At 70.3% G+C, this 20,269-nt stretch carries 19 protein-coding genes, 1 tRNA gene, 1 pseudogene and 1 riboswitch; of the genes and pseudogenes, 4 read left to right on the top strand and 17 right to left on the bottom strand.

Features of this window, described 5'->3' with window-relative positions; genetic code table 11:
* The first annotated feature begins 76 nt into the window (after nt 1–76).
* The 4 genes from IO33_RS0129005 (at nt 77) to IO33_RS0128990 (ending at nt 2,640) form a co-directional block, all read left to right on the top strand.
* Nucleotides 77–150 (top strand) — tRNA-Met (locus tag IO33_RS0129005).
* Nucleotides 151–549: 399 nt separating this feature from the next.
* Entirely contained in the window at nt 550–840 is a 291-nt protein-coding gene (locus IO33_RS52790) for an ATP-binding protein (protein ID WP_245235912.1), read from the top strand.
* Between the two features lie 38 nt (nt 841–878).
* Nucleotides 879–2,156 carry a COG4705 family protein gene (locus IO33_RS0128995; protein ID WP_031170326.1) on the top strand — a complete coding sequence of 426 codons (1,278 nt, stop codon included), beginning with the start codon at nt 879–881 and terminating at the stop codon, nt 2,154–2,156.
* 280 nt (nt 2,157–2,436) lie between these two features.
* A complete protein-coding gene (locus IO33_RS0128990) occupies nt 2,437–2,640 on the top strand; it encodes a DUF5302 domain-containing protein (RefSeq protein WP_031170324.1) in 204 nt (67 codons plus the stop codon).
* Nucleotides 2,641–2,993: 353 nt separating this feature from the next.
* Here IO33_RS0128990 and IO33_RS0128985 read toward each other — a convergent pair whose 3' ends face one another.
* From IO33_RS0128985 to IO33_RS0128900, 17 genes and pseudogenes are all read right to left on the bottom strand, one after another.
* Nucleotides 2,994–3,773 carry a hypothetical protein gene (locus IO33_RS0128985; RefSeq protein WP_031170321.1) on the bottom strand — a complete coding sequence of 260 codons (780 nt, stop codon included), beginning with the start codon at nt 3,771–3,773 and terminating at the stop codon, nt 2,994–2,996.
* A gap of 41 nt (nt 3,774–3,814) precedes the next feature.
* A complete protein-coding gene (locus IO33_RS0128980; protein WP_245235911.1) occupies nt 3,815–4,294 on the bottom strand; it encodes a hypothetical protein in 480 nt (159 codons plus the stop codon).
* 17 nt (nt 4,295–4,311) lie between these two features.
* Nucleotides 4,312–5,589, bottom strand: coding sequence for an MCE family protein (locus IO33_RS0128975; RefSeq protein ID WP_031170317.1), 1,278 nt, complete (start codon nt 5,587–5,589; stop codon nt 4,312–4,314).
* Nucleotides 5,586–6,875, bottom strand: coding sequence for an MCE family protein (locus tag IO33_RS0128970; protein WP_031170316.1), 1,290 nt, complete (start codon nt 6,873–6,875; stop codon nt 5,586–5,588). The genes IO33_RS0128975 and IO33_RS0128970 overlap by 4 nt, the downstream gene beginning before the upstream one ends.
* Nucleotides 6,872–7,996, bottom strand: a complete 1,125-nt coding sequence (locus IO33_RS0128965; RefSeq protein ID WP_245235910.1) for an MCE family protein — start codon at nt 7,994–7,996, stop codon at nt 6,872–6,874. Before IO33_RS0128965 ends, IO33_RS0128970 begins: the two co-directional genes overlap by 4 nt.
* The gene (locus tag IO33_RS0128960) at nt 7,993–8,973 is read right to left on the bottom strand and encodes an MCE family protein (protein ID WP_031170312.1); all 981 of its coding nucleotides are present in this window, start codon (nt 8,971–8,973) and stop codon (nt 7,993–7,995) included. The genes IO33_RS0128965 and IO33_RS0128960 overlap by 4 nt, the downstream gene beginning before the upstream one ends.
* Nucleotides 8,974–9,164: 191 nt before the next feature.
* Nucleotides 9,165–10,202 carry an MCE family protein gene (locus IO33_RS0128955; protein ID WP_031170311.1) on the bottom strand — a complete coding sequence of 346 codons (1,038 nt, stop codon included), beginning with the start codon at nt 10,200–10,202 and terminating at the stop codon, nt 9,165–9,167.
* The gene (locus IO33_RS0128950; RefSeq protein ID WP_031170310.1) at nt 10,199–11,434 is read right to left on the bottom strand and encodes an MCE family protein; all 1,236 of its coding nucleotides are present in this window, start codon (nt 11,432–11,434) and stop codon (nt 10,199–10,201) included. The genes IO33_RS0128955 and IO33_RS0128950 overlap by 4 nt, the downstream gene beginning before the upstream one ends.
* Before the next feature lie 5 nt (nt 11,435–11,439).
* On the bottom strand, nt 11,440–12,243 hold the full coding sequence (locus IO33_RS0128945) for an MlaE family ABC transporter permease (protein ID WP_031170309.1): 804 nt from the start codon (nt 12,241–12,243) through the stop codon (nt 11,440–11,442).
* 3 nt (nt 12,244–12,246) lie between these two features.
* Nucleotides 12,247–13,017 (bottom strand): MlaE family ABC transporter permease, encoded by a 771-nt coding sequence (locus tag IO33_RS0128940; RefSeq protein ID WP_031170307.1) that lies wholly within the window; start codon nt 13,015–13,017, stop codon nt 12,247–12,249.
* On the bottom strand, nt 13,014–13,961 hold the full coding sequence (locus IO33_RS0128935; RefSeq protein ID WP_031170306.1) for an ABC transporter ATP-binding protein: 948 nt from the start codon (nt 13,959–13,961) through the stop codon (nt 13,014–13,016). Before IO33_RS0128935 ends, IO33_RS0128940 begins: the two co-directional genes overlap by 4 nt.
* Before the next feature lie 95 nt (nt 13,962–14,056).
* Entirely contained in the window at nt 14,057–15,085 is a 1,029-nt protein-coding gene (locus IO33_RS0128930; protein WP_031170304.1) for an RNA polymerase sigma factor, read from the bottom strand.
* 54 nt (nt 15,086–15,139) lie between these two features.
* Complete coding sequence (locus IO33_RS0128925) at nt 15,140–16,195, bottom strand: lytic transglycosylase domain-containing protein (protein ID WP_031170299.1); 1,056 nt, start codon at nt 16,193–16,195, stop codon at nt 15,140–15,142.
* 144 nt (nt 16,196–16,339) lie between these two features.
* The gene (locus tag IO33_RS0128920) at nt 16,340–17,560 is read right to left on the bottom strand and encodes a metallophosphoesterase (protein WP_031170297.1); all 1,221 of its coding nucleotides are present in this window, start codon (nt 17,558–17,560) and stop codon (nt 16,340–16,342) included.
* A gap of 203 nt (nt 17,561–17,763) precedes the next feature.
* Nucleotides 17,764–18,342, bottom strand: coding sequence for a GNAT family N-acetyltransferase (locus tag IO33_RS0128915; RefSeq protein ID WP_031170295.1), 579 nt, complete (start codon nt 18,340–18,342; stop codon nt 17,764–17,766).
* A gap of 267 nt (nt 18,343–18,609) precedes the next feature.
* Nucleotides 18,610–18,722, bottom strand: a riboswitch (SAM riboswitch).
* A gap of 51 nt (nt 18,723–18,773) precedes the next feature.
* Complete coding sequence (locus tag IO33_RS0128905) at nt 18,774–19,598, bottom strand: DUF1684 domain-containing protein (protein ID WP_031170293.1); 825 nt, start codon at nt 19,596–19,598, stop codon at nt 18,774–18,776.
* A gap of 67 nt (nt 19,599–19,665) precedes the next feature.
* Nucleotides 19,666–19,866: pseudogene (locus tag IO33_RS0128900) on the bottom strand (LLM class F420-dependent oxidoreductase); the annotation flags it as partial.
* Between the last annotated feature and the right edge of the window lie 403 nt (nt 19,867–20,269).

Below are 20,269 nucleotides of genomic sequence, written 5' to 3'. Positions count from 1 at the left end.
CCATCGGCTCAGTCCGAGCCCAGGGGAAAGTCGATTGGGTCGATCCCGGTCGATGCCGTACAGTTCACCGTACCGACGCGGGGTGGAGCAGCTCGGTAGCTCGCTGGGCTCATAACCCAGAGGTCGCAGGTTCAAATCCTGTCCCCGCTACTCAGATGTGAAGGCCCGGTGTCCACCGGGCCTTCACTGCGTGTGGGCCGGTTCGGACCTGGCTCGGTGCGGCCCGGTGCATCGACGTCTTCTGCGACCGCGGTGCCCTGTTCGCCGAGACCTCGACCTGCTGTGTGTCGCCGGGCACGAGACGGCACACCGCCGTCGCCGATGATCAGGACCTGAGGGCCCCCATCGACTCGAACGGAAGGCCGCGAGGTCGACCGCCTGAACACGGCGATCACGACGATTCTGGGTGCCGCCCGGACACGGATCGACGGCGGTACCCGCTGCGATCTCAGGGCGGCGGCGCGACAGGCGATCGCCGGTCGCTCCATCGAACTCGCCATTCCGGCCGACGTCGACGTCGCTGTGGCAACCGAACTCGTCGTCGCTGTGTTGTCACCCCTCTTGGAGACCGGCCTGCGGCATGCGAGTTCACGCGTCTGGGTCACGGGGCGCGTCCAGCCCCAGGGCGTCGTGATCGATGTCCTCGACGACGGCCCGGGGTTCGATCCGGCGGAGGTCGACCGGGTCTTCGAAGCGGGCGTGACCAGCGGCGACGGGCACGGGTTGGGGCTGGCCGTGGTAAGGCGTCTCGCCGCGTCCGCGGGAGTGGCGGTCCGTGCTGTCGCGGCCGGTCACGGTCGCGTCGAGGTGACCTTCCCCGCGCCGGAGGCGATCGCGTAGTCAGGTTATGTGCAGGTTGGCCGAGCCAACATCGCCGTATGACAACGACGAGCGAGGCCCGCACGCACCGCAGTGGGCGGCTGATACTGAACAAGGTTCCCGAGGTCACCGTCTGGTTCTGGGTGATCAAGATCCTGTGCACGACCGTCGGTGAAAGTTTCGCCGACTGGATCAACATGAAGCTGGGCGTCGGCCTGGTGAACACGGCCTGGATCTTCACCGCGGTGTTCGTCGTGGTCCTGGGCGTCCAGCTACGGCTGAAGCGGTACGTCCCGTTCCCGTACTGGCTGACCGTGGTCGTTGTCAGCGTCACGGGCACGCTGTACACCGACATCCTGACCGACCAGCTCAACGTACCGCTGTGGATCAGCTCCGCCGTGTTCTCGGTCCTGCTCGCCGTGGTCTTCGGCGTGTGGTGGCTGCGCGAGCGTACCCTCTCCATCCACTCGGTCACGACGCTGCCGCGTGAGTCGTTCTATTGGCTCGCCGTTCTCGTCACGTTCGCGCTCGGCACCGCGACCGGCGACTGGACCCTGGAGCTCACCGGCTGGAGCCCGGGAGTCTCGGTCGTGCTGCCGCTCGGTCTCATCGCGGCGGTCACGCTGCTGTGGAGGTTCGGCGCGAACCCGGTGCTGTCCTTCTGGCTCGCCTACATCCTGACCCGCCCGCTCGGGGCGAACATCGGAGACTGGCTCGCCTCCCCGAAGGTCGCTCAGAGCCCGGGCGACCCGACCGGTCTTGCGCTGGGCACCTTCACCACCAGCCTGATCTTCCTTGGCCTGATCCTGGCGACTGTCATCTACCTGACGGTGACGCGCTCCGACGTGACCGAGACCTACGACGCTACGCACACCCAGCAGGGCACCGCCAACCCGCAGAGGGAGCGTATCGCGCTGGCGGGCTTCGGCCTCCTCGCCGTCGCCACGGGGGGCCTGCTGGTCTGGGCTCACAGCCAGCCGCACGTCGGCCCGGCGCCGGAGAAAGACGCCACCTCCACCGTTCGACTCGCGCCTGGCCAGGCCGTGAAGAAGTTCCCGCCCGCGAAGGTCGAGGCACTCAGGAAGCTCGCATCGACCTCGCTCAAGGACGCACGGTCGGGCAACGCGACCGGGGCCCACGCCGCCGCCCAGTCCCTGCGCGATCTCTGGGATGCCGACCAAGCCTCGTTGCAGCCGCTGGACAACACCGGCTGGACGTTCCTCGACGCTCAGATGGACCAGGTCCTGAAGACCTTCGGCATCGACCACCCGAACCCGCCGATGTCGCCGGCACAGCAGGAGGCCGGACTCAACACCCTCCTCACGGATATGCGCTGAGGGACGTGATCGGCGGCGCCTCTCCTGAGGCCGCCGCCGATCACGCTCTTGCGGAGCACGGGCTCCGTGACACCGTCAGGCCTCATGGCATACGAGACATCAGAGACCCTGGCGGCCTCATCGGCCGGCGCCAGGCGTCCTCGGGCCACCGGTCGAGCTGGAACAAAGTGCCGGAGGTCACTGTCTGCTTCTGGATCATCACGATGCTGTGGCCGCGAGAGGCATACCTGCCGAAACGGAGCAGGAAGATGTTGCTGGTGGGCCCCGCACCGCGCCCGGCATGACAATCTGTGGCTGCCTATCCCCGCCGGACAGCGACGGCAACTACGACCTCAAGCGCAAGTTCCGCGAAGCCCTGGCGCGCAAGCGCGGTGTGCAGGCGGATGCCGCTGATGTGGCCGCCAACTCCGATGCGTCGAAGGTGCGTGCGGCGCACGGCCCGGCTGCGAGCCAGCGGTCGTTCAGGCGTAAGAGCGGCGGCTGAGTCGATCAGTCCCGCGGTCTGGCCGCTCGACCAGCACTCTGAGCGCCACGCACTCGCGCGCCCCGTGTAGGACCCGCAACGTGCGCGTACCCCTGTGCGCGTTGCGGGTGAGGCGTAGCCGGCGGTCCCGCCTGTGGGAAGGGGACTGACGGCCCGGTGCGAGTGCGCCGCGTGCTCGGAGACCAGCGGTGGCAGCAGCTCGGGCGCGTACTGCGGGTCCGTCACCAGTCCGTCGTAGTACACCAGGTAGGTCTGTCCGAGCAGGCGGCGTGAAAATTCACGACCGGTGCAACAAGACGACGCAAAAGGCGCCCCCGCGCGGGCAGCACGGGGGCGCAGCCGAAGAGGGCGGTTCACAGTGCGTCGACGTCACTCACCTTCCAGCCTGCGGACGCGTGGGTCATCGTCATCCGGACCCGGTTCAGATCCAGACGGGAGCCCGAGACCTGGGTGCTCTCGGTGACCTGGTTGACGAAGAGCAGGACCACGGCCTTGTCCGCCGAGGCCGACACGACGGAGGCCGCGGGGCTGCCGCCGCTCGCGGGTTCGGCCACCGTCGCCTTCACCACCGCGTGGTACTTCCTGGCCGTCGGCCCGACCACACGCGTCGTGGTCTTCCGGTACTCGTCACGGAAGTGCCCGGTCAGACGGTCACGGGCACGGGCGAAATCCCGGTCCAGATGCCGGTAGTCGTACGACAGCACGACCGGCGCCGCCTTCCGCGCGGCCATGAGCGCCTCCGCCCGAGCGTCCTCGGTCCTCCGCCCCTGCGTGTACTGCCACCCGAGCACCGCGACCGCGACCAGACCCGCCACGAGGAGGACACCGAGTACCGCGGTGAGCCGCCGCCGGGCGGAGCGCTGCGGGGGCGCGCTGCCCTCCGGCTCCGCCAGGGACTCCGGGTCCTGCTCCACGCATTGCGGCGACGGCTCCGGCGGGTCGTCCCAGCCGTCCGCCGACGGCTCGACCAGCATGGTCGGCCCTGAGAGCGGTGCCTCGGGGGAGAGGGGTCCCTCGGGCCGCTTCACGTGCTCCGTCCGCTTGGCGCGCTTGGCCGCCGCGCGGGCGGCCGCGGTCATCGTCCGGCGGGCGGGCGAGCCGGTGGTGCGGCCTCGGGAAGTCGCGTTCCCCATGGTCGTGCTCCTCACTACTGGTGGCTGTCGGCTGGTGTCGGTCAGCCCACGAACTCGACGTCGGAGGTCAGCCAGCGCCCGCCCCGGTGCACCAGGTCGAGCTGCAGCCGATAGGTGCGCGCCTGCCCCTGGGGCACGGCGGTGTTGGTCACCTTGCTGTCGGCGACCACCAGGACGCGGGCCGAGTGGGCGTCGGACCGGACGATGCCGGCGTCGAGGACCTGGCCCTCGGACACCGACTTGTTCGCGGCGACGAGCTTGGTCAGCTCCGCCGTCTGGGCCGTGAACTGCCTCTTGAAGCTGCCGGTGGCGCTTCTCAGCACGTCCGCGCTGTCCCGGCCGTAATGCCGGTAGTCGAGCGAGGTGAAGTTCAGCGCCGACTGGCGGGCCGCCCCCAGGACCTCCTGGCGCCGCTGCTCCGTCTCGTCCTGCTGGTGGAGGCGGAGACTCAGCCAGAGGGCGGCCGCGGTGGTGAGGACGGTCGCCACGGCGAGGCCGACTGTCCACGCCCTCCCGTTCATCCTGGGCAACCTCATGTTCACGCCATGGGACCGACGAGCAGCCATTGCCACGACTCCTTTCCGAACACCGTCTGCTGGCCGCCCGTCGAGCCGATCTCGACGGGCCTTCCGTCCGGGCCGGTCGCGGTGCCGGTCTCCGGGTCGTACGGCGTGGTGTACGCCGTCTGTTTCGCGCCGCCGGACGCGGCCTGCGCGCCGGGAGCGTTCTGCGCGCCCCGCACCGACGTCTTGCCGCCGTGTGGGGCCGTGCAGTGTGCGTCGGTGTTCGCCTCGCGCGTGCTCGTGTCGGCGGGGTCCCGCCGTGCCGTGCCGTACCCCTGGGTGCACGGCGGCGGGTCACCGGCGTTCACCACCAGTCCGAAGTGGGTGGTGCCGTCGCCCGGGACGACCGTGTAGCTGCCCGAGACCAGCGCCGGAAAGGTGACGAGAGCCTGCTCCACGCCGGGCAGGTGGGCCAGCGTGACCTGGCCGCCGCTGATCAGGTTGGCCAGCAGGACCGACAGCTGTGGCCCGGTCGACTTCAGCAGCGAGTTGACCTCCTGCGCGGCCGGTGTGGCGTTGCCGATCAGCTTGCGCAGATCCCCGTCGCTGGACTTCAACCGTGCGGTCAGCGCCGCCAGGTCGTGCGCGAACGACTTGATGGGCGAACCCTGGTCCGCCTGCGTCTTGAGGACTTTCCGTGAGTCCTCGATCAGCGAGATCGTCTCCGGCAGCGACGCGGACGCCGACTCGACGAGCGCGTTGCCCGAGTCCACCATCCGGCTCAGGTCCGGTCCGGTGCCGGAGAAGGCCTTGCCCAACTCGTCGACGGTGACCCGCAGGTCGTCCTTGTCGACCGAGTTCACGAGCCGGTCCAGGCTGAGGACCAGGTCCGTCGTGGGCAGTGGCACACGGGTGCTGCCGCGCGGGATGGTGCTGCCGTCCAGGAGATACGGACCCTTGGACGTGCGCGGCTGCAGATCGACGTACTGCTCGCCCACCGCCGAACGGTTCGCCACCACGGCGAGGGTGTCCGCCGGGATGCGCGGTGCCCCGTCGCCGATGTCGAGGGCGACCGAGACACCGTCGGCACCGGTCAGCCGCAGTGCCCCGACGCGGCCCACGGGCACCCCGCGGTAGGTGACCTCTGCGCCGGTGAAGACACCCCCGGAGTCGGCGAAGTCGGCCCGCACCGTGTAGCCGCGGTCCAGCACGTCGTCCACCAGGCCGGTGTACTCGGCGCCGACGTACGACACCCCGACGGCGGTGACCGTGGCGAACGCGAGCAGCTGCGCCTTGACCGTACGAGTGATCACGGCTGGACCCCCTTCAGCATCAGCTCGGCGAGTGCGAGGTCGATCCCCTCGGGCGGCTTCGCGCCGGAGGTGTAGCTGCTGGTGCACACCGGCGGGCACAACGGCCCGCCGCTCCCGCCGCCGCCCGACGGAGCCGACGGAGCCGACGGCACCGGGGGTGACGACGGCAGGCTCGGTGTGCTCGGCAGCGGGGTCGGCGCCGGGACGCTCGGCAGGTCCGGGAGGTGCGGCGCGTCGGGGGTGCCGGGCGCCGGGGAACCCCCCTTGCCGTGGCCGAAGTTGCCGCCCGTCGTGTTCCCGTAGAGGTCCGTCAGGTCCAGGTCGGCGGTGATGTGGAGGTTGACGTAGTCGCCCTTGACGGCGGCGGTGGCATTGCGGGGGAACGGGTAAGTGGTCAGCAACTCAAGGGAGTTGGGCAGATCATTGCCCGACTTGTTCAGCTGTTGCAGGATCGGCCGGAGCTTCTTGAGGTTCGCGACCGTGTCGTCGTGCGAGGCGGTGACCACCTTGGTGCCCGTCGTGCCGAGCTTCGACAGGGCGGTGAGCATCTTCGTCAGATCGCGTCGCTGGTCGGCGAGGACCTTCAGGGCGGGCGGCATCGTGTCGACGGCCTTGGCGATGGTCTTCTTCTCCTTCCCGAGCCGCCCCGCGAGCCGGTCGACGGCCTTGATCGCGCGGACGATGTCCTTCCGCCGGCCGTCCAGACCGCCGATGAACGTGTCCAGTTCCTTCAGCAGGGACCTCACCCGGCTCTCCCGGCCGTCGAGGGCCTTGTTCAGCTCCACGGTGATCGTCTTGAGCTGGGCCACCCCGCCGCCGTTGAGCAGGGCGGACAGCGCGGACAGCACCTCCTCGACCTCCGGGTTGCGGCCGCTGCGGGACAGCGGGATGCGGTCGCCGTCGCGGAGCCGGCCCACGGCCGCCGTGCCGGTCGGAGCGGCCAGAGCCACGTACTTCTCGCCGAGGAGACTGGTCTGCCGCAGCTCGGCGACCGCGTTGGCGGGCAGCTTCACCGAGTCGGCGACCCGCAGCCGTACGCGCGCGTGCCAGCCGTCCAGCTGTACCTTCTCGACCGCGCCCACGGTGACGTCGTCGACCTTCACCGCCGACTGCGGCACCAGGTCGAGGACATCGCGGAACTCGACGGTGACGTGGTACGCGCGGCCGTCCGCGGCGGCTCCGCCGGGCAGCGGGACGTCGTACCAGCCGTTGAACTCGCAGCCGGACAGCATCAGCGAACCGACCGCCGCCCAGGTGATGACCCCGCCCATGCGTCGTACGCTCATGCGCTCGCCCCCAAGATCCCGCCGAGCGTCCGGTCGACCGTGCCCGGCACCGCGGAGCCCTGCGGCGGCTCGGGCAGGGAGTCGAAGAGTTTCTTCAGCTCCTTGCAGTCGGGGTTCTTGCCGCCCTCGTCGCCGGTCGTCTTCAGCACGGAGCACAGCAGCGAGGCCGGGTCCTGTGCCTGCTGGGCGTTGTTGCGGGTGTCGAGGGTGCCGGCGGAAGGGTTGTAGGCGTCGTTCAGGTTGGACAGGCCCGTGGGGGCGACACGCAAGAGCTCGTCGAGTGCGGCGCGTTGGGCGACGAGCACCTTGGTCACCTTGCCGAGGCCCTTCACGTCCGTGGTCAGCGACTTCTTGTTCTTCTTCACGAAGGCGGACACGTCACCGAGCGCCGTTCCCAGGTTCGTGAGCGCGTCCGCGAGGTCCTTGCGCTCGCCCGCGAGCTGCTTCGCGACCTGGGCAAGGCTGGTGTCGAAGGACCGCACGCTCTTGTCGTCGGCGGCGAGTGCCGCCGTGAACACCTGCAGGTGCCGCACCGTGCCGAACAGGTCGGTGCGGCCGTCGGACAGCGTCGTGACCGCCCCCGAGAGGTCGTGGACCGTCTGATGGAGGTTCTCGCCCTGACCGTCGAGGTTGTCCGCGCTCACCCCGAGCAGCCGCGACAGGGAACCGTCCTTGTCGGCGCCTTTCGGGCCGAGAGCGTCGGCCGTGGTGTGCAAGCTGTCGAAGATGCGGTCCAGCTCGACCGGTACGGCGGTGCGCGACTCGGGGATGACAGCACCGCTTCGCAGCACGGGACCTTTCCGGTACACCGGCAGCAGTTGTACGTAACGGTCGCTGACCACCGATGAGTTGATGATCGCGGCCTTGGCGTCGGCGGGGACCTTCCGCCCTTGGCCGTACTCCAGCTCCACCCGCACCCGGTCGCCCTCGGGCTTGATCTTCTTGACCTCGCCGATCCGCACGCCGAGGACGCGGACGTCCGAGCCGGGGTAGATGCCGACGGTGCGCGGAAAGTACGCGGTGACGCGCACCGGCTCCGGCCGGGGCCACAGCCCGTAGGTGAGCGCGGTGACGAGGGCGAGCGCGGTGAGCAGGGCCAGCCGTCTCTTCAGGCTCTTCACCGCGTGCCTCCCGTCTGAGGCCCCACCGGAGCGGCGACCAGGTTCTGGACGTAGGAGTCGAACCAGCGGCCGTTGCCGAGGGTGTTGGTGAAGACCCGCACGTACGGCGCGAGCAGCTTGACGCTCCGGTCGAGGCTGGACTGGTTGCGTTCGAGCATCTGCACCACACCCTTCAGCCCTTCGAGCGCGGGCCCGATCTCCTTGTTGTTGTCGTCGACCAGGCCGGAGAGCTCGATGCCGAGTACGGCGGAGGTCTTCAGCAGCTTGTGGATCGCCGTGCGCCGCTTGCTGATCTCCGTGAACAGCTTGTCGCCGTCCTTGACCAGGGCGGTGAAGTCCTCGGAGCGGTCGGCCAGCACGCCTGTGGTGCCGTTGGCGTGACGCAGGAGTGTGCTCAGGGCCTTGTCGCGCGAGGCCACCGTCCGGGAGATCCTCGACAGGCCCTTGATGGACGCGCGCACTTCGGCGGGCGAGTCCTGGAAGGTGGTGGAGATCGTGTCCAGGGCCTGCGCCAGCCGGGCGGTGTCGACCTTCTCCGACGTGGTGGTCAGATCGCTGAACGCCTGCACGACGTCGTACGCCGCGACCGTCCGCCCCAGCGGGATCTCGCTGCCGGGCTTCAACTGCCCCGGCCCCTTGGGGCACAGCGCGAGGTACTTCGCGCCGAGGATCGTCTTGACCCGGATGGACGCGCCGGTCCCGGTGCCGAACCTCGGATCGCCCTTGACCTTGAAGGTGACCTTGACGTGGTCGCCGTCCAGGTCCACGTCCTCGACCTTGCCGACCTTCACCCCGGCGATCCGCACCTCGTCGCCGGGCTTGAGGCCGCCCGCCTCCGTGAAGGCCGCGCTGTACGTCCTGCCACCGCCGATGAACGGCAGGCTGTCGGCGCTGAACGCGGCCACCGTCAGCAGCGCGAGGACGGTGAGGCCGACGGCTCCGATCACCACGGGATTGTGCTCGCGGAACGGGGTCAGGCGGGGGCGGCGGAGCCGTATGCGCGGCAGCCTGGGTGGCTCGACGCGCACCTTGAACAAGGGTTGCGGGCGCGGTGCCCGGCGCGGAAGCATCCGTACCTTCGGAAGGCGTACCTTCGGAAGCCGTATCCTCAGCAGCTTCGGCGGCTCGACGCGGACCTTGAACAGCGGTTCCGGGCGGTTCTTGCGGGTCACGATCCGCACCTCGCCCTCGCCACATGCAGGTCGGGAGCGAGTACCTGCTTCGTCTTCGGGAGCACGATCCGGCCGTCGAAGTCGCAGAGGTAGAAGTTGAACCATGAGCCGTAGGACGCGGCCCCCGTCAGTGCGTTCAGCTTGTCAGGCAGCCGCTTCAGCACGCCCTCCACGGTCTTGTCGTTGTCGTTGAGCGTTCCGGTGAGCCCGGCCAGCCCGGCGATGTCGTCCTTCAGTGGTGGCCGCGCGTCCTTCAGCAGCCCCGAAGTGGCCTCCGTCAGGTCGCCGATGCCCACCAGTGACTCCCCGATGGGCTTGCGGTCGGCGGACAGACCGGAGATCACCCGCCGAAGCTGCTTGAGCAGCCCGGAGAAGCGGGTGCCGCGCTTGTCCAGTGTCGCCAGCACGGTGTTCAGGTTGTCGATCACCGAGCCGATCAGCTTGTCGCGGTCGGCCAGCGTCGTGGTGAGCGAAGCGGTGTGCAGCAGAAGGCTGTTGACCGTGCCGCCCTCGCCCTGCAGCGTCTTGACGATCTCGGTGGCGAGCTGGTTGACGTCCTGCGGGCTGAGCGCGGCGAACAGCGGTTTGAAGCCGTTCAGCAGCGCGTTGAGGTCCAGCGCGGGCTGCGTGCGCGACAGCGGGATGGTGGCGCCGGGCTTCAGCCGGGTGCCGTCGCCCGCACCCTCGGTCAGGGCGACGTACCGCTGCCCGACCAGGTTCCGGTAGCGGATGACCGCGTGGGTGCTGATGAGCAGCGGCCGGTCCGCGCCGGCTGTGAAGGTGACCTCCGCCAGTGTCCGGTCCTTGATCCGGATGTCCTCGACCTCACCGACTCGTACCCCGGCGACCCGGATGTCGTCGCCCTTCTCCAGGCCGGTGACGTCGCTGAAGACGGCACGGTACGTGTGCTCAGGGGTGAAGGAGAGGTTGACGATGGTGGCGGCGAGCAACGCCGTCGCCAGGATCGTCACCAGCGCGAAGAGGCTGAACTTGATCAGCGGGGCGGTGGTCTGCCGGGCGCCTGTGCTCCTCATGCGACACTCACCGCCGTCCCGCGCGCCATCGGTCCGAACAGCAGCGTCGCGACCGGCGGCACCTCGTCGTCGGGCACGCCCAGCACGGGGGACACGAGCGATCCGACGGCGTGCTGCTCGGCCCGGGTGGCGGAGACGCCGGGCGGACCGGACGAACTCTCGGTCGTTGAACCGTCGTTGAGGTGGACCCCCGGCGCGGGCACGGAAGGATGCGGCAGGTCACGGCAGTTGGGCCCCGACCGGTCGGCGTACCGGGGCTCCTCACCGGGCTGATAGGCCCCCTGCTGGCGCACCGCCTCGAGCGTGATGTGCATCTTGCCGCCCCGGAACGCCTGCTCGGAGGCCTGCTCCTCGTGGACCAGGCCGGCAAGCAGACAGGGGTACTCGGGCGAGTAGCGGGCGAAGAGCTCCAGCGTCGGGCGGGAGACGCGGCCAAGAGTGATCAGCCGGTCGCCGTTCGCGTGGAGGAAGTCGTCCGCGGTGGCCGCCACGCCGGCCGTCGTGGTGAGCGCGGACGCGATGCGGTCCCGCTGCTCGACCACGGTGCGGCTGGTGGTGACCGTGTTGCGCAGGATGTCCATCAGGTCCGGCGCCGCGTCACCGTACACCTCGGCGACATCGGCCAGGCGGGCGAAGTCCTCGGTCATGGACGGCAGATGAGGATCGAGGCGGTGCAGATAGGCCCCCACGCGCGTGAGGTTGTCGCCGATCCGGTCGCCGCGCCCTTCGAGGGCGGTGGCGAAGGCGGAGAGTGTGGCGTTGAGCTTGCCGGGCTGCACGGTCCGCAGCAGCGGCAGCAGGTCGTTCATCAGCTGCTGGAGCTCGATGCCGACGCGGGTGCGGTCCTGGGTGATGACATCACCGGGCCGGATCGGGCGGGCCACCGAGTGTGCGGGCGCGACCAGGTCGACGTACTTCTCGCCGAACAGCGTCTTGGGAAGCAGGCGCGCCCGTACGTCGGAGGGGATGTCGGGGACGTACTCCGGCTTGAGCGCGATGTCGAGCGTCGCCTTGGTCCCGTCGGCGTGCACCTCGCGCACCTCGCCGACCAGCAGCCCGCGCAGCTTGACGTCGGCCCGCGGGTCGAGCTGGTTGCCCAGGCTGTCGGCCTCCAGCCTGATCCGTACGGCCGGGGTGAACACCTGCTGGTACACGGCGACCGACAGCGACAGCAGCAGTGCGAGTACGGCGATGAACACCACGCCGTACAACCGCAGTCTCAGCACCCTCATACGGTTCACCCCGCGATCCTCACGGTCGTGCTGGCGCCCCAGATCGCGAGCGACAGGAAGAAGTCAAGGACGTTGATCGCCACGATCGAAGTCCGCACGGCGCGGCCCACCGCGACGCCGACGCCCGCCGGGCCGCCGCTCGCGTAGTAGCCGTAGAAGCAGTGCACCAGGATGATCAGGACGGCGAAGACCAGCACTTTCCCGAAGGACCACAGCACGTCGACCGGCGGCAGGTACTGCTGGAAGTAGTGGTCGTAGGTGCCCGCGGACTGCCCGTAGTAGCCGGTGGTGATGGTGCGGGCGGCGAAGTACGAGGACAGCAGTCCGATCACGTACAGCGGGATCACGGCGACGAAACCGGCGATCATCCGGGTGGTCACCAGGAACGGCAGCGAGGGCACGCCCATCACTTCGAGGGCGTCGGTCTCCTCGCTGATCCGCATCGCGCCGAGCTGGGCGGTGAACCCCGCGCCGACCGTCGCGGACAGCGCCAGCCCGGCCACCAGCGGGGCGATCTCACGGGTGTTGAAGTACGCCGACAGGAACGCCACGAAGTTGGACGTGCCGAGCTGGTTCAGCGCGGCGTACCCCTGCAGACCCACCTCCGTGCCGGTGAAGAACGACAGGAAGGCGATCACGCCGACCGTGCCGCCCACGACCGCGAGGGCACCGCGCCCGAAACTCACCTCGGCGAGCAGCCGCAGGATCTCCTTCTTGTAGCGGCGCAGGGTGCGGCCCGTCCATGCGAGCGAGCGCCCGTAGAAGGACAGCTGGCTGCCCAGCTCCTCCAGACTCTTCAACGCTGCCATGCCTCAGCCCCTCTGCGGGACGACCTGGAAGTACACCGCGGTCATCACGAAGTTCGTCACGAACAGCAACATGAAGGTGATCACCACCGACTGGTTCACGGCATCGCCCACACCCTTCGGGCCACCCTTCGCCGTGAGTCCCTTGTACGAGGCGACGATGGCCGCGATCGCCCCGAACACCAGCGCCTTGATCTCCGCCGCCCACAGGTCGGGGAGCTGGGCCAGGGTGGTGAAGGACGCCAGATAGGCGCCGGGCGTGCCGTGCTGCAGGACGACGTTGAAGAAGTAGCCGCCGGCCACGCCGACCACCGACACCAGGCCGTTGAGCAGCACCGCCACCACCATCGACGCCAGCACGCGGGGCACGACCAGCCGGTGGATCGGGTCGATGCCCAGCACCTGCATCGCGTCGACCTCCTCGCGGATCTTCCGCGCCCCGAGATCCGCGCAGATCGCCGTGCCGCCCGCGCCCGCGATCAGCAGCGCGGTGACGATCGGCGACGCCTCGCGCAGCACCGCCAGCACCGAGGCGGCCCCGGAGAAGGACTGGGCGCCGAGCTGCCGGGTCAGGCTGCCGATCTGCAGCGCGATCACCGCGCCGAAGGGGATGGACACGAGGGCTGTGGGAAGAATGGTGACGCTTGCGACGAACCAGGCCTGCTGGATGAACTCCCTTGCCTGGAACGGCCTTCGGGGCATGGTCCGGACGACGTCCAGCGCCATCGCGAACAGGTTCCCCGAGTGCCGCAGCGCTCCGGTCGGTGACAGTCTCATGCGTCCGCCACCGCCTTCCGGCGACGCAGCTCGGCCTCGTGCCGGGCGATCGCCTCCCATCGGGGCGGTCGGGTGATGGCCGGCCCCGGCAGCAGGCGGGGAGTCAGCGCCTGGCTGTCAGGGGTCTGTGTCGTGTCGCCGTCGCCCAGCGCGGCCAGCTCCTGCTCGACCTGCGCGGCGTCCTTCTCCTCCGCCATGCCGATCGGGCCCTGCATCCGGCCGTTCAGGAACTGCCGGACGACCGGCTCGTCGCTGGTCAGCAACTCCTCACGCGGCCCGAACATGACCAGCTCGCGCCGGAACAGCAGCCCGATGTTGTCCGGGACCTGGCGGGCCGAGGCGATGTCGTGCGTGACGATCAGGAAGGTCGCGTCGATCTGGGCGTTGAGGTCGACGATGAGCTGGTTGAGATAGGCGACGCGTACCGGGTCGAGGCCCGAGTCGGGTTCGTCGAAGAGGATGATCTCGGGGTCGAGGACGAGGGCGCGGGCGAGACCGGCTCGCTTCCGCATCCCGCCGGAGATCTCGCCGGGCAGCTTCCCCTCCGAGCCGATCAGCCCGACCATGTCCATCTTCTCCAGCACGATGCGCCGGATCTCGCTCTCGGACTTGCGGGTGTGCTCGCGCAGCGGGAAGGCGATGTTGTCGTACAGGTTCATCGAGCCGAACAGGGCGCCGTCCTGGAACAGCACGCCGAAGAGCTTCCGCACCTCGTACAGCTCGTGCTCACGGAGCCTGGTGATGTCACGCCCCGCGACCTTCACCGAGCCGCGGTCCGGCTTCAGCAGTCCCACGAGCGTCTTGAGGAAGACGGACTTGCCCGTGCCCGAGGGGCCGAGCATGACCGAGACCTCCCCGGCGGGCAGCGTCAGCGAGACGTCCTGCCAGATGACCTGGTGACCGAAGGACTTGGTCAGCCCTTCCACACAGATCTCGACACCCATCCGTTCCACCTTTCGGCCCGTGGAGCAGCTCCGACATCTGCTCTACGGGGAGAGGCGGGGGGTCCGTCGCGGGAGAGGAAGATTTTTTCGACGGCCTAGGGCAGGGCGGTCGGCGTCGGTACGGCGACCGGGACGGACGGCGTGGCGGAGGCCTCCGGGACGGCCGGCAGCGTCGTCGGGGCCGTGGACGCGTCCCGCAGGCCGGGGAGGCCGGGCACGCTCGGCAGCTTCGGCACGCTCGGGACCTCGGGAACGGCCGGCACAGGTGACAGTGAGGCCGTCGGCAGGGACGGCACCGACAGCGGCAGCAGCGACCGGCCGTGGGTGCCGGTCGACGGCGTCGCTCTGGGAGTCCGCGAGGTGGCCGACAACTCGTGGGTGCTCGGGGCGGGCGTCCGGTCGGCGCCGTCGCCTCCCGCGGTCTTGGTGGTGGCGTCCGACACGGGGGACGCGGCGGACCGGGGCGGCGTGTCCGGCCGCCCCCCGTGGAGGGCGTACGGCAGCACGAACCCCGCCACCGCGAGGGTCGCCGCCGCCGACGTGGCCGCCACGGCCTGCGCCTTGCCGCCCGCCCGCAGCCGCCCCCGCCCGATCATGAACAGCGCGAACCCGAGCGTCCCGGCGAGCGAGGCGCGCAGCGTGCGCCGGGCACGGGCAAGGAGGGATTCGACGGTCCGGTAGCTCAGCCCCATCCGGTCGGCGACCTGGCTCACATCAAGGTCCTCGGACTTCAGCCGCAGTGCCTCCGCCTGGCGGGTGGGCAACTCTCCGCTGCGCCTGGCCAGCCACCTGGCCTCGGCCCGGTCGCACACGGCCTCCTCGATCGGCACCGGTCCGGGAGCGACCAGTGTCGGGCTGGTGCGGACCTCGGCCTCACGGTTGACCTGCCGGTAGCGGTCCACACACAGCCGCATGGTCACCGTCGTCAGCCAGGCGGCGAGCCGCTCGTCGTCCAGGTCCGGCCGCTCCGCCGCGCGCAGCATCGCCTCGTGCACCGCGTCCTCGGCGTCCTCCCGGCTCATCGACCTGCGCCGGGCCACCTTGAGCAGCTGCTCGCGGTGGCTCCACATGCGCTGCCAACGGTCGTCGGCGGCTCGTATCTCCGCAGGCATGTCCGTCGCCATGAGGGCCCCTTTGCGCTCACCCGCCGGTCTCGTCCCGTCCGGCGGGTGGCGACATTACCGCCCGGTAGCCGCGGTTGTGGAGGGGGCGGAGGCCATCGAGTTCCCGTTGTTACTGGTCAGCGGAGCGCTGCTCGGGAGCGGGCCGTCGGTGGGCAGGCTGACAGACGGGTCGGGCAGGGGAACCACGGGTTCCGTCGTTTTCCCGCCCGCCGGACGGGAGTGGGACGGCGTCGGCGAAGCAGGGGCGGACGGTTTCAGCGACGGTGTGGCCCTCGGGCGAGGTGACGGTTTCGGCTTCGGTGTGGACTTCGCCCGCGAGGGCCCGGGCCGGCGCGCGGGCTGCACCGACGTCCTGGCGGAGTCGTCAGGAACCACCCGGTGACCTTCCAGGAAGTATGCGTACCAGGCCCTGACCGTGCGCAGATACGCCACCGAGTGGTTGTAGCCGAGGATCGCCCCGTCCAGGCCGGCGGGCTCGGACAGGTCCCTTCCGGCCGCGCACAGATAGCGCCCGGCGGCGAGCGCCGCGTCGAACACGTTGTCCGGGTCGGCCCGCCCGTCGCCGTTCCCGTCCGCGCCCCAGCCGGCCCAGGTCGACGGAATGAACTGCATCGGCCCGACCGCCCGGTCGTACACCACGTCTTCGTCGTACGCGCCACCGTCCGAGTCCCGTACGACGGCGAAGGCGCCGCCGTCCAGGCGCGGACCCAGAATCGGCGTCACGGTCGTGCCGGCCGCGGTCACCCGGCCGCCCTGGGCCTGCCCCGACTCCACCTGGCCGATCGCGGCCAGCAGCTGCCACCTGAGCCGGCAGCCGGGCGCGGTGCGCGCGAGTTCCGCCTCGGCGTGCCGGTACGCGGCGAAGACGGTCGCGGGCAGCGCGGCGCCTCCCACCGAAGCCTTCTGCCCCGTCCGGGCCCGCGCCGGCGGAGGAAGCTCCGTGTGGTACGGGGTGTCGCCGGACACGCTCGGCCCGTGTCCGGCGGGCCGCTCCACTGGTACGGCGGCCCGCACCGGGGCCGCACCCGGTGCCTGTGACGCGGTCAGTGCCGCCATCGCCGCCGCCGCGATCACCGTTCCTTTGACGCCCCTGACCATGTGCCCTGCCACGTCGCGATCCCTCCCTGTGGGCTGCTGTCGTCTGCTCTACGCGGGAGGGAGGCGCGTCCGTCGGAAAGACCCGGGTGTCGAGAAGGTCCTCGAGTGCTGCACGCCGTCGAGCCGGCCGCTGTCGGTGACCGCGTGTGGCTCGTGCTACGGCGAGGTCGGCGGGTGCGGGGAGCGGAGCACGAGCAGGGTGATCTCGCTGGGGGCGAAGACGCGGAACGGCGGGCCCCAGAAGCCGGTGCCGCGGCTGGTGTAGAGGAAGGTGCGGGGGCCGTGGTGGCTGAGGCCGGCGAGGGCGGGCTGGTCGATGCGGACGAGGTGGTGGAAGGGCCAGATCTGGCCGCCGTGGGTGTGGCCGGAGAGCTGGAGGTCGATGCCGGCTGCTGCCGCCCGGTCGACGAACTTGGGCTGGTGTGCCAGGAGCAGGACGGGCAGGTCGGGGTCGGCGCCGTCCAGGGCTCCGGCGAGGTGGGCGCGGTGGCCTGTCAGGCCGGAGGACTCGGCGGTGACGTCGTCCACGCCGGCGACGACCAGGGTGTCGCCTCCGCATTCGAGTAGCAGATGGCGGTTGCGCAGCGGCTCCCAGCCCAGCTCGTCCATCAGGTCGACCCATCCCTGGGCCTGGCTGTAGTACTCGTGGTTGCCGGTGACGTAGACACGGGCCCGGGTGGCCCGCACGGTTGCGAGAGGGGCGGCCTGGGCGCGGCGGCGTTGGGCCGTGCCGTCCGCGATGTCGCCCGTGTGGCAGACCAGGTCGGCTTCCAGGGTGTTCACCGTCTCGCACACCCGAGCCGACCAGCGAGCTCGGTCGAGTGGGCCGTAGTGGGTGTCGGTGATCAGGACGACACGCAGGCCGTCCAGCCCTGCGCCCAGTCGCGGGAGTTGCACGTCGAGTCGGCGCACGCGGGGCACGCGGCGGGCCTCGGCGTACCCCCAGCCGAGCAGGACGGCGGTCATGCAGAGGACGGCCCAGGTGACGATCCGGGCGCGGTCCTGACTCTCGCCGATGCCGGCCACGGTCAGGGCGAGCCGCAGGAGGATGCCGAGCAGAACGGACCAGGTGAACAGGACCCAGCTGGTGCCCAGCAGGGTGTCACCGATGATCGCCGCCCGGTCCTGCTGGCGCCGGCCGTGGCCGCGCACCATCGCGAGCGGCATACCGATGAGGCCGAGTGCGAACAGGGTGGTGCCGGCCGGCGTGACGGGCAGCGGCCAGTGCTGGCCGGTGTACAGGAGAACCCAGCAGGGCACGGCCCACAGCAGGACGGGGGCGATCAGGGGGATGTAGCGCATCAGGCGGTGCAGTCGGCTCTGCGGCGGTGCTTGCGTCTCACCCTCGGCGGGCCGGGTGCTGCTGGTGTCGGTCACGCTTCCCCTCCCTGGCCAGGCTGCCGTTCCGCGCACTGTATCCGGTCGCCCTCGGGCCGTCCGGACCGGCGTCCACGGGGGCGGCCCCTGGGGGGCGAAGGGTTCTCCGCGGGATGGGAGCGCCCCACTGCAGACACCTTCCTTGGCATCGGCCGCCATCTGAGCGCTCGGGTCAGCCGATACCGGGTGCCGAGCGATGGAACTCAGTGGGTGGGAATCAGCTCGGACGACGGCTGCCACTCCCGCCTGAGCAGTCCGTAGACCCACGAGTCGGAGACGTCGCCGTTGACGACGCAGTCCTCCCGCAACGTCCCCTCACGCACGAAACCGAGCTTCTCCAGCACGCGGGCAGAAGCCACATTGCGCGTATCGACCTCGGCCTGCACGCGATTCAGGTCCAGCGTGTCGAACGCCCACCCCAGCAGAGCGCGCGCGGTCTCGGTCGCGTAGCCCTGGCCCCACGCCGCATCGTCGTAGCAGTAGCCGAGCGACGCGCTCCGGAAGTCCGGGTTCCAACTGTTCAGGGTGCACCAGCCGATGAACGCCCCGTCGGAGACGCGATCCACGGCCCACCGTGCCCCGGTGCCCTCCTGTTCCATCCGCCGGCAAGCAGTGATGAACTTCTCGGCGCGCGAGCGTTCGGTCCACGGTGGCGAGTCCCAGTAACGCAGGACGTGGGCGCTGCTCTGCAGTGCGAAGAGGTCGTTCGCATCCGCGTCTTCGAAGGCACGCAGTCGAAGACGGGCGGTGTGCAATGAGGGGGTGGGCAGCGACGCCCGCATGTTCCCTCCCTGGTCGGTGGCCGACCCATCAGACATCCGATGCGGGTCACTCGCAACGGGTTTTCTCGGCGGGCCGGCAGACGTGTCCGCTCATCCGTGCGACCGCGCGTCCCCCATCAGGCCTGACAGAGGCAGCTGGCCGAGCGCTTGAGGCCGATGTGGCGCCGACGCGGGAGTCGGGAGAACACGGTGGTGCCGGCGACATGGGCGCTGAGGTCACCACCGTGCCGCATATCGGTCCTCCACCTGTCCGGCCCCGGTCACGGGGCCACGCGCTTGCGGGATCTTCGGTGATCCCGCCGGGCTTACACCTGGAGCACCCCACCGCGCGGGAGGGTTGCCGGTCAGCGAGCCAGGGCGTGATGCTGACACTCGATGCCACTCTTGGTCGTACGGAGAGATCTTGCCGTCGGTCCATGGCCGAGCCCGGCTCAGGAACCGTCGCGCTCGCGGGGGATCTTCTGGCCGGCCTCGATCGCCACCGGCAGCCGGTTCTCGGCCGGGGGCAGCGGGCAGGTGGCCAGGTCCGTGTAGGCGCACGGCAGGTTCGCGGCGCGGTTGAAGTCCAGGACGACCGTACCGTCGGCGGCGGGCGGCTCCAGGGCGAGGACCCGGTTGGCGGCGTAGGTGGTGACCCCGGAGGTCGCGTCGGTGAACAGCACCATCAGTCGGCCCGCACCCTGGCCGGGGAACGTGGTCAGCGACAGCGGGCGCCCGTCCAGCTCGAACTCGACCCTGCCCGGGGCGTCGTACACATGCTCAAGGCCCTCGACCGCGGCGCCCACGGTGGTCGGTCGTGGCGTGTCGAAGGGGATGTAGCGGCCTGTCACGGCCCAGCGCGGGTCGGGGGCGTAGGCGGGGGTGCCGGTGAAAGCCGTGCGCAGTGGCGCATCCGGGTGCCGGGGGCGCACGATGTCGTGCCCGCCGCGCTTGGCGACCTCGATGACGGCGTCTTCCCAGACGGCGTCGACGCTGCTGCGTTCGGGAAGCACGCCGAAGCGGTGTCCACCGTTCACCGGCGTTCCGTCGACGACCAGTTCCTCGCCGGCGTCGAGGTCTACGACGACCCCGTCGGGGCCGGTGCGCCACGTACCGGGCGCGTCCGGGAAGCGCTGGGGCCGGTCGTCGAGCCAGTGCAGGCCGGTGATCGCCAGGAAACCGTGCGGGGCGGCAAGCCGCGCCTCCTGGGCGCGGTACCACTCCAGCCAGTTCTCGGTGAAGGCATGGAAGGCGGTCGTGGTGGCCTCGGTGGTCATGGGTTCTCCTTCGTCACGGGGTGCAGGGGGGCCGGTTCGACCGGCGTGTTCAGCGCGCCAGTTCGCCGACGGGGATCGCGGAGGTGCCGACCTGCAGGCCGGGCACTTCGCGCCCGACGATCGCCGCGAGCTGGGGTGAGTCCGCGCCGAAGGTCTGCCCGAACCAGGCCGCCGTGACACCGAACTCGGAGGCTTCCTGGGCAAGTTGTACGGTGGCGTCGACCTGGTTCGGCGCGTCGGACGCGTTGAGCGCTACTCCAACAGTCATGTCAGTCAGAACGGGCGTCGGTCGGACCTGCATTCCGGTCCGTCTGTGACAGCTTCTTGTCAGTCATGTGTCGGCCGACGAGGCGGGGATCACCCTCGGCACGAACGTGGCACGGTACGTCCTGCAGAACACGGGACGCCTCCTCGCTCCGCGCTGACTCTCCGCGCGGTCACCGGCAGCGCGGCGGCGACGCTCACTCGAACGCCGCCGCGTCACGCAGAGCCTGGGCCACGGCCGCCGGGGAGTCCGGTCCCGGGGCGCCCGGGCGGTAGGCGACCGAGCCGAGGGTGCCGGTGTGGCGGAAGACGCCATGCCGTTCGTGCAGCGGCCAGGAGACCGGCGGCCTGCGGGGCGATCACGCCCGACCTCGTGGGCGTGCCCTCACGTTCCTGGCTGCCGGAAG

It is taken from the genome of Streptomyces durhamensis (assembly GCF_000725475.1).
Lineage (GTDB): Bacteria > Actinomycetota > Actinomycetes > Streptomycetales > Streptomycetaceae > Streptomyces > Streptomyces filipinensis.
Note: the sequence above shows the minus strand (reverse complement) of the source record. Positions and strands in the feature narration are given on the sequence as shown.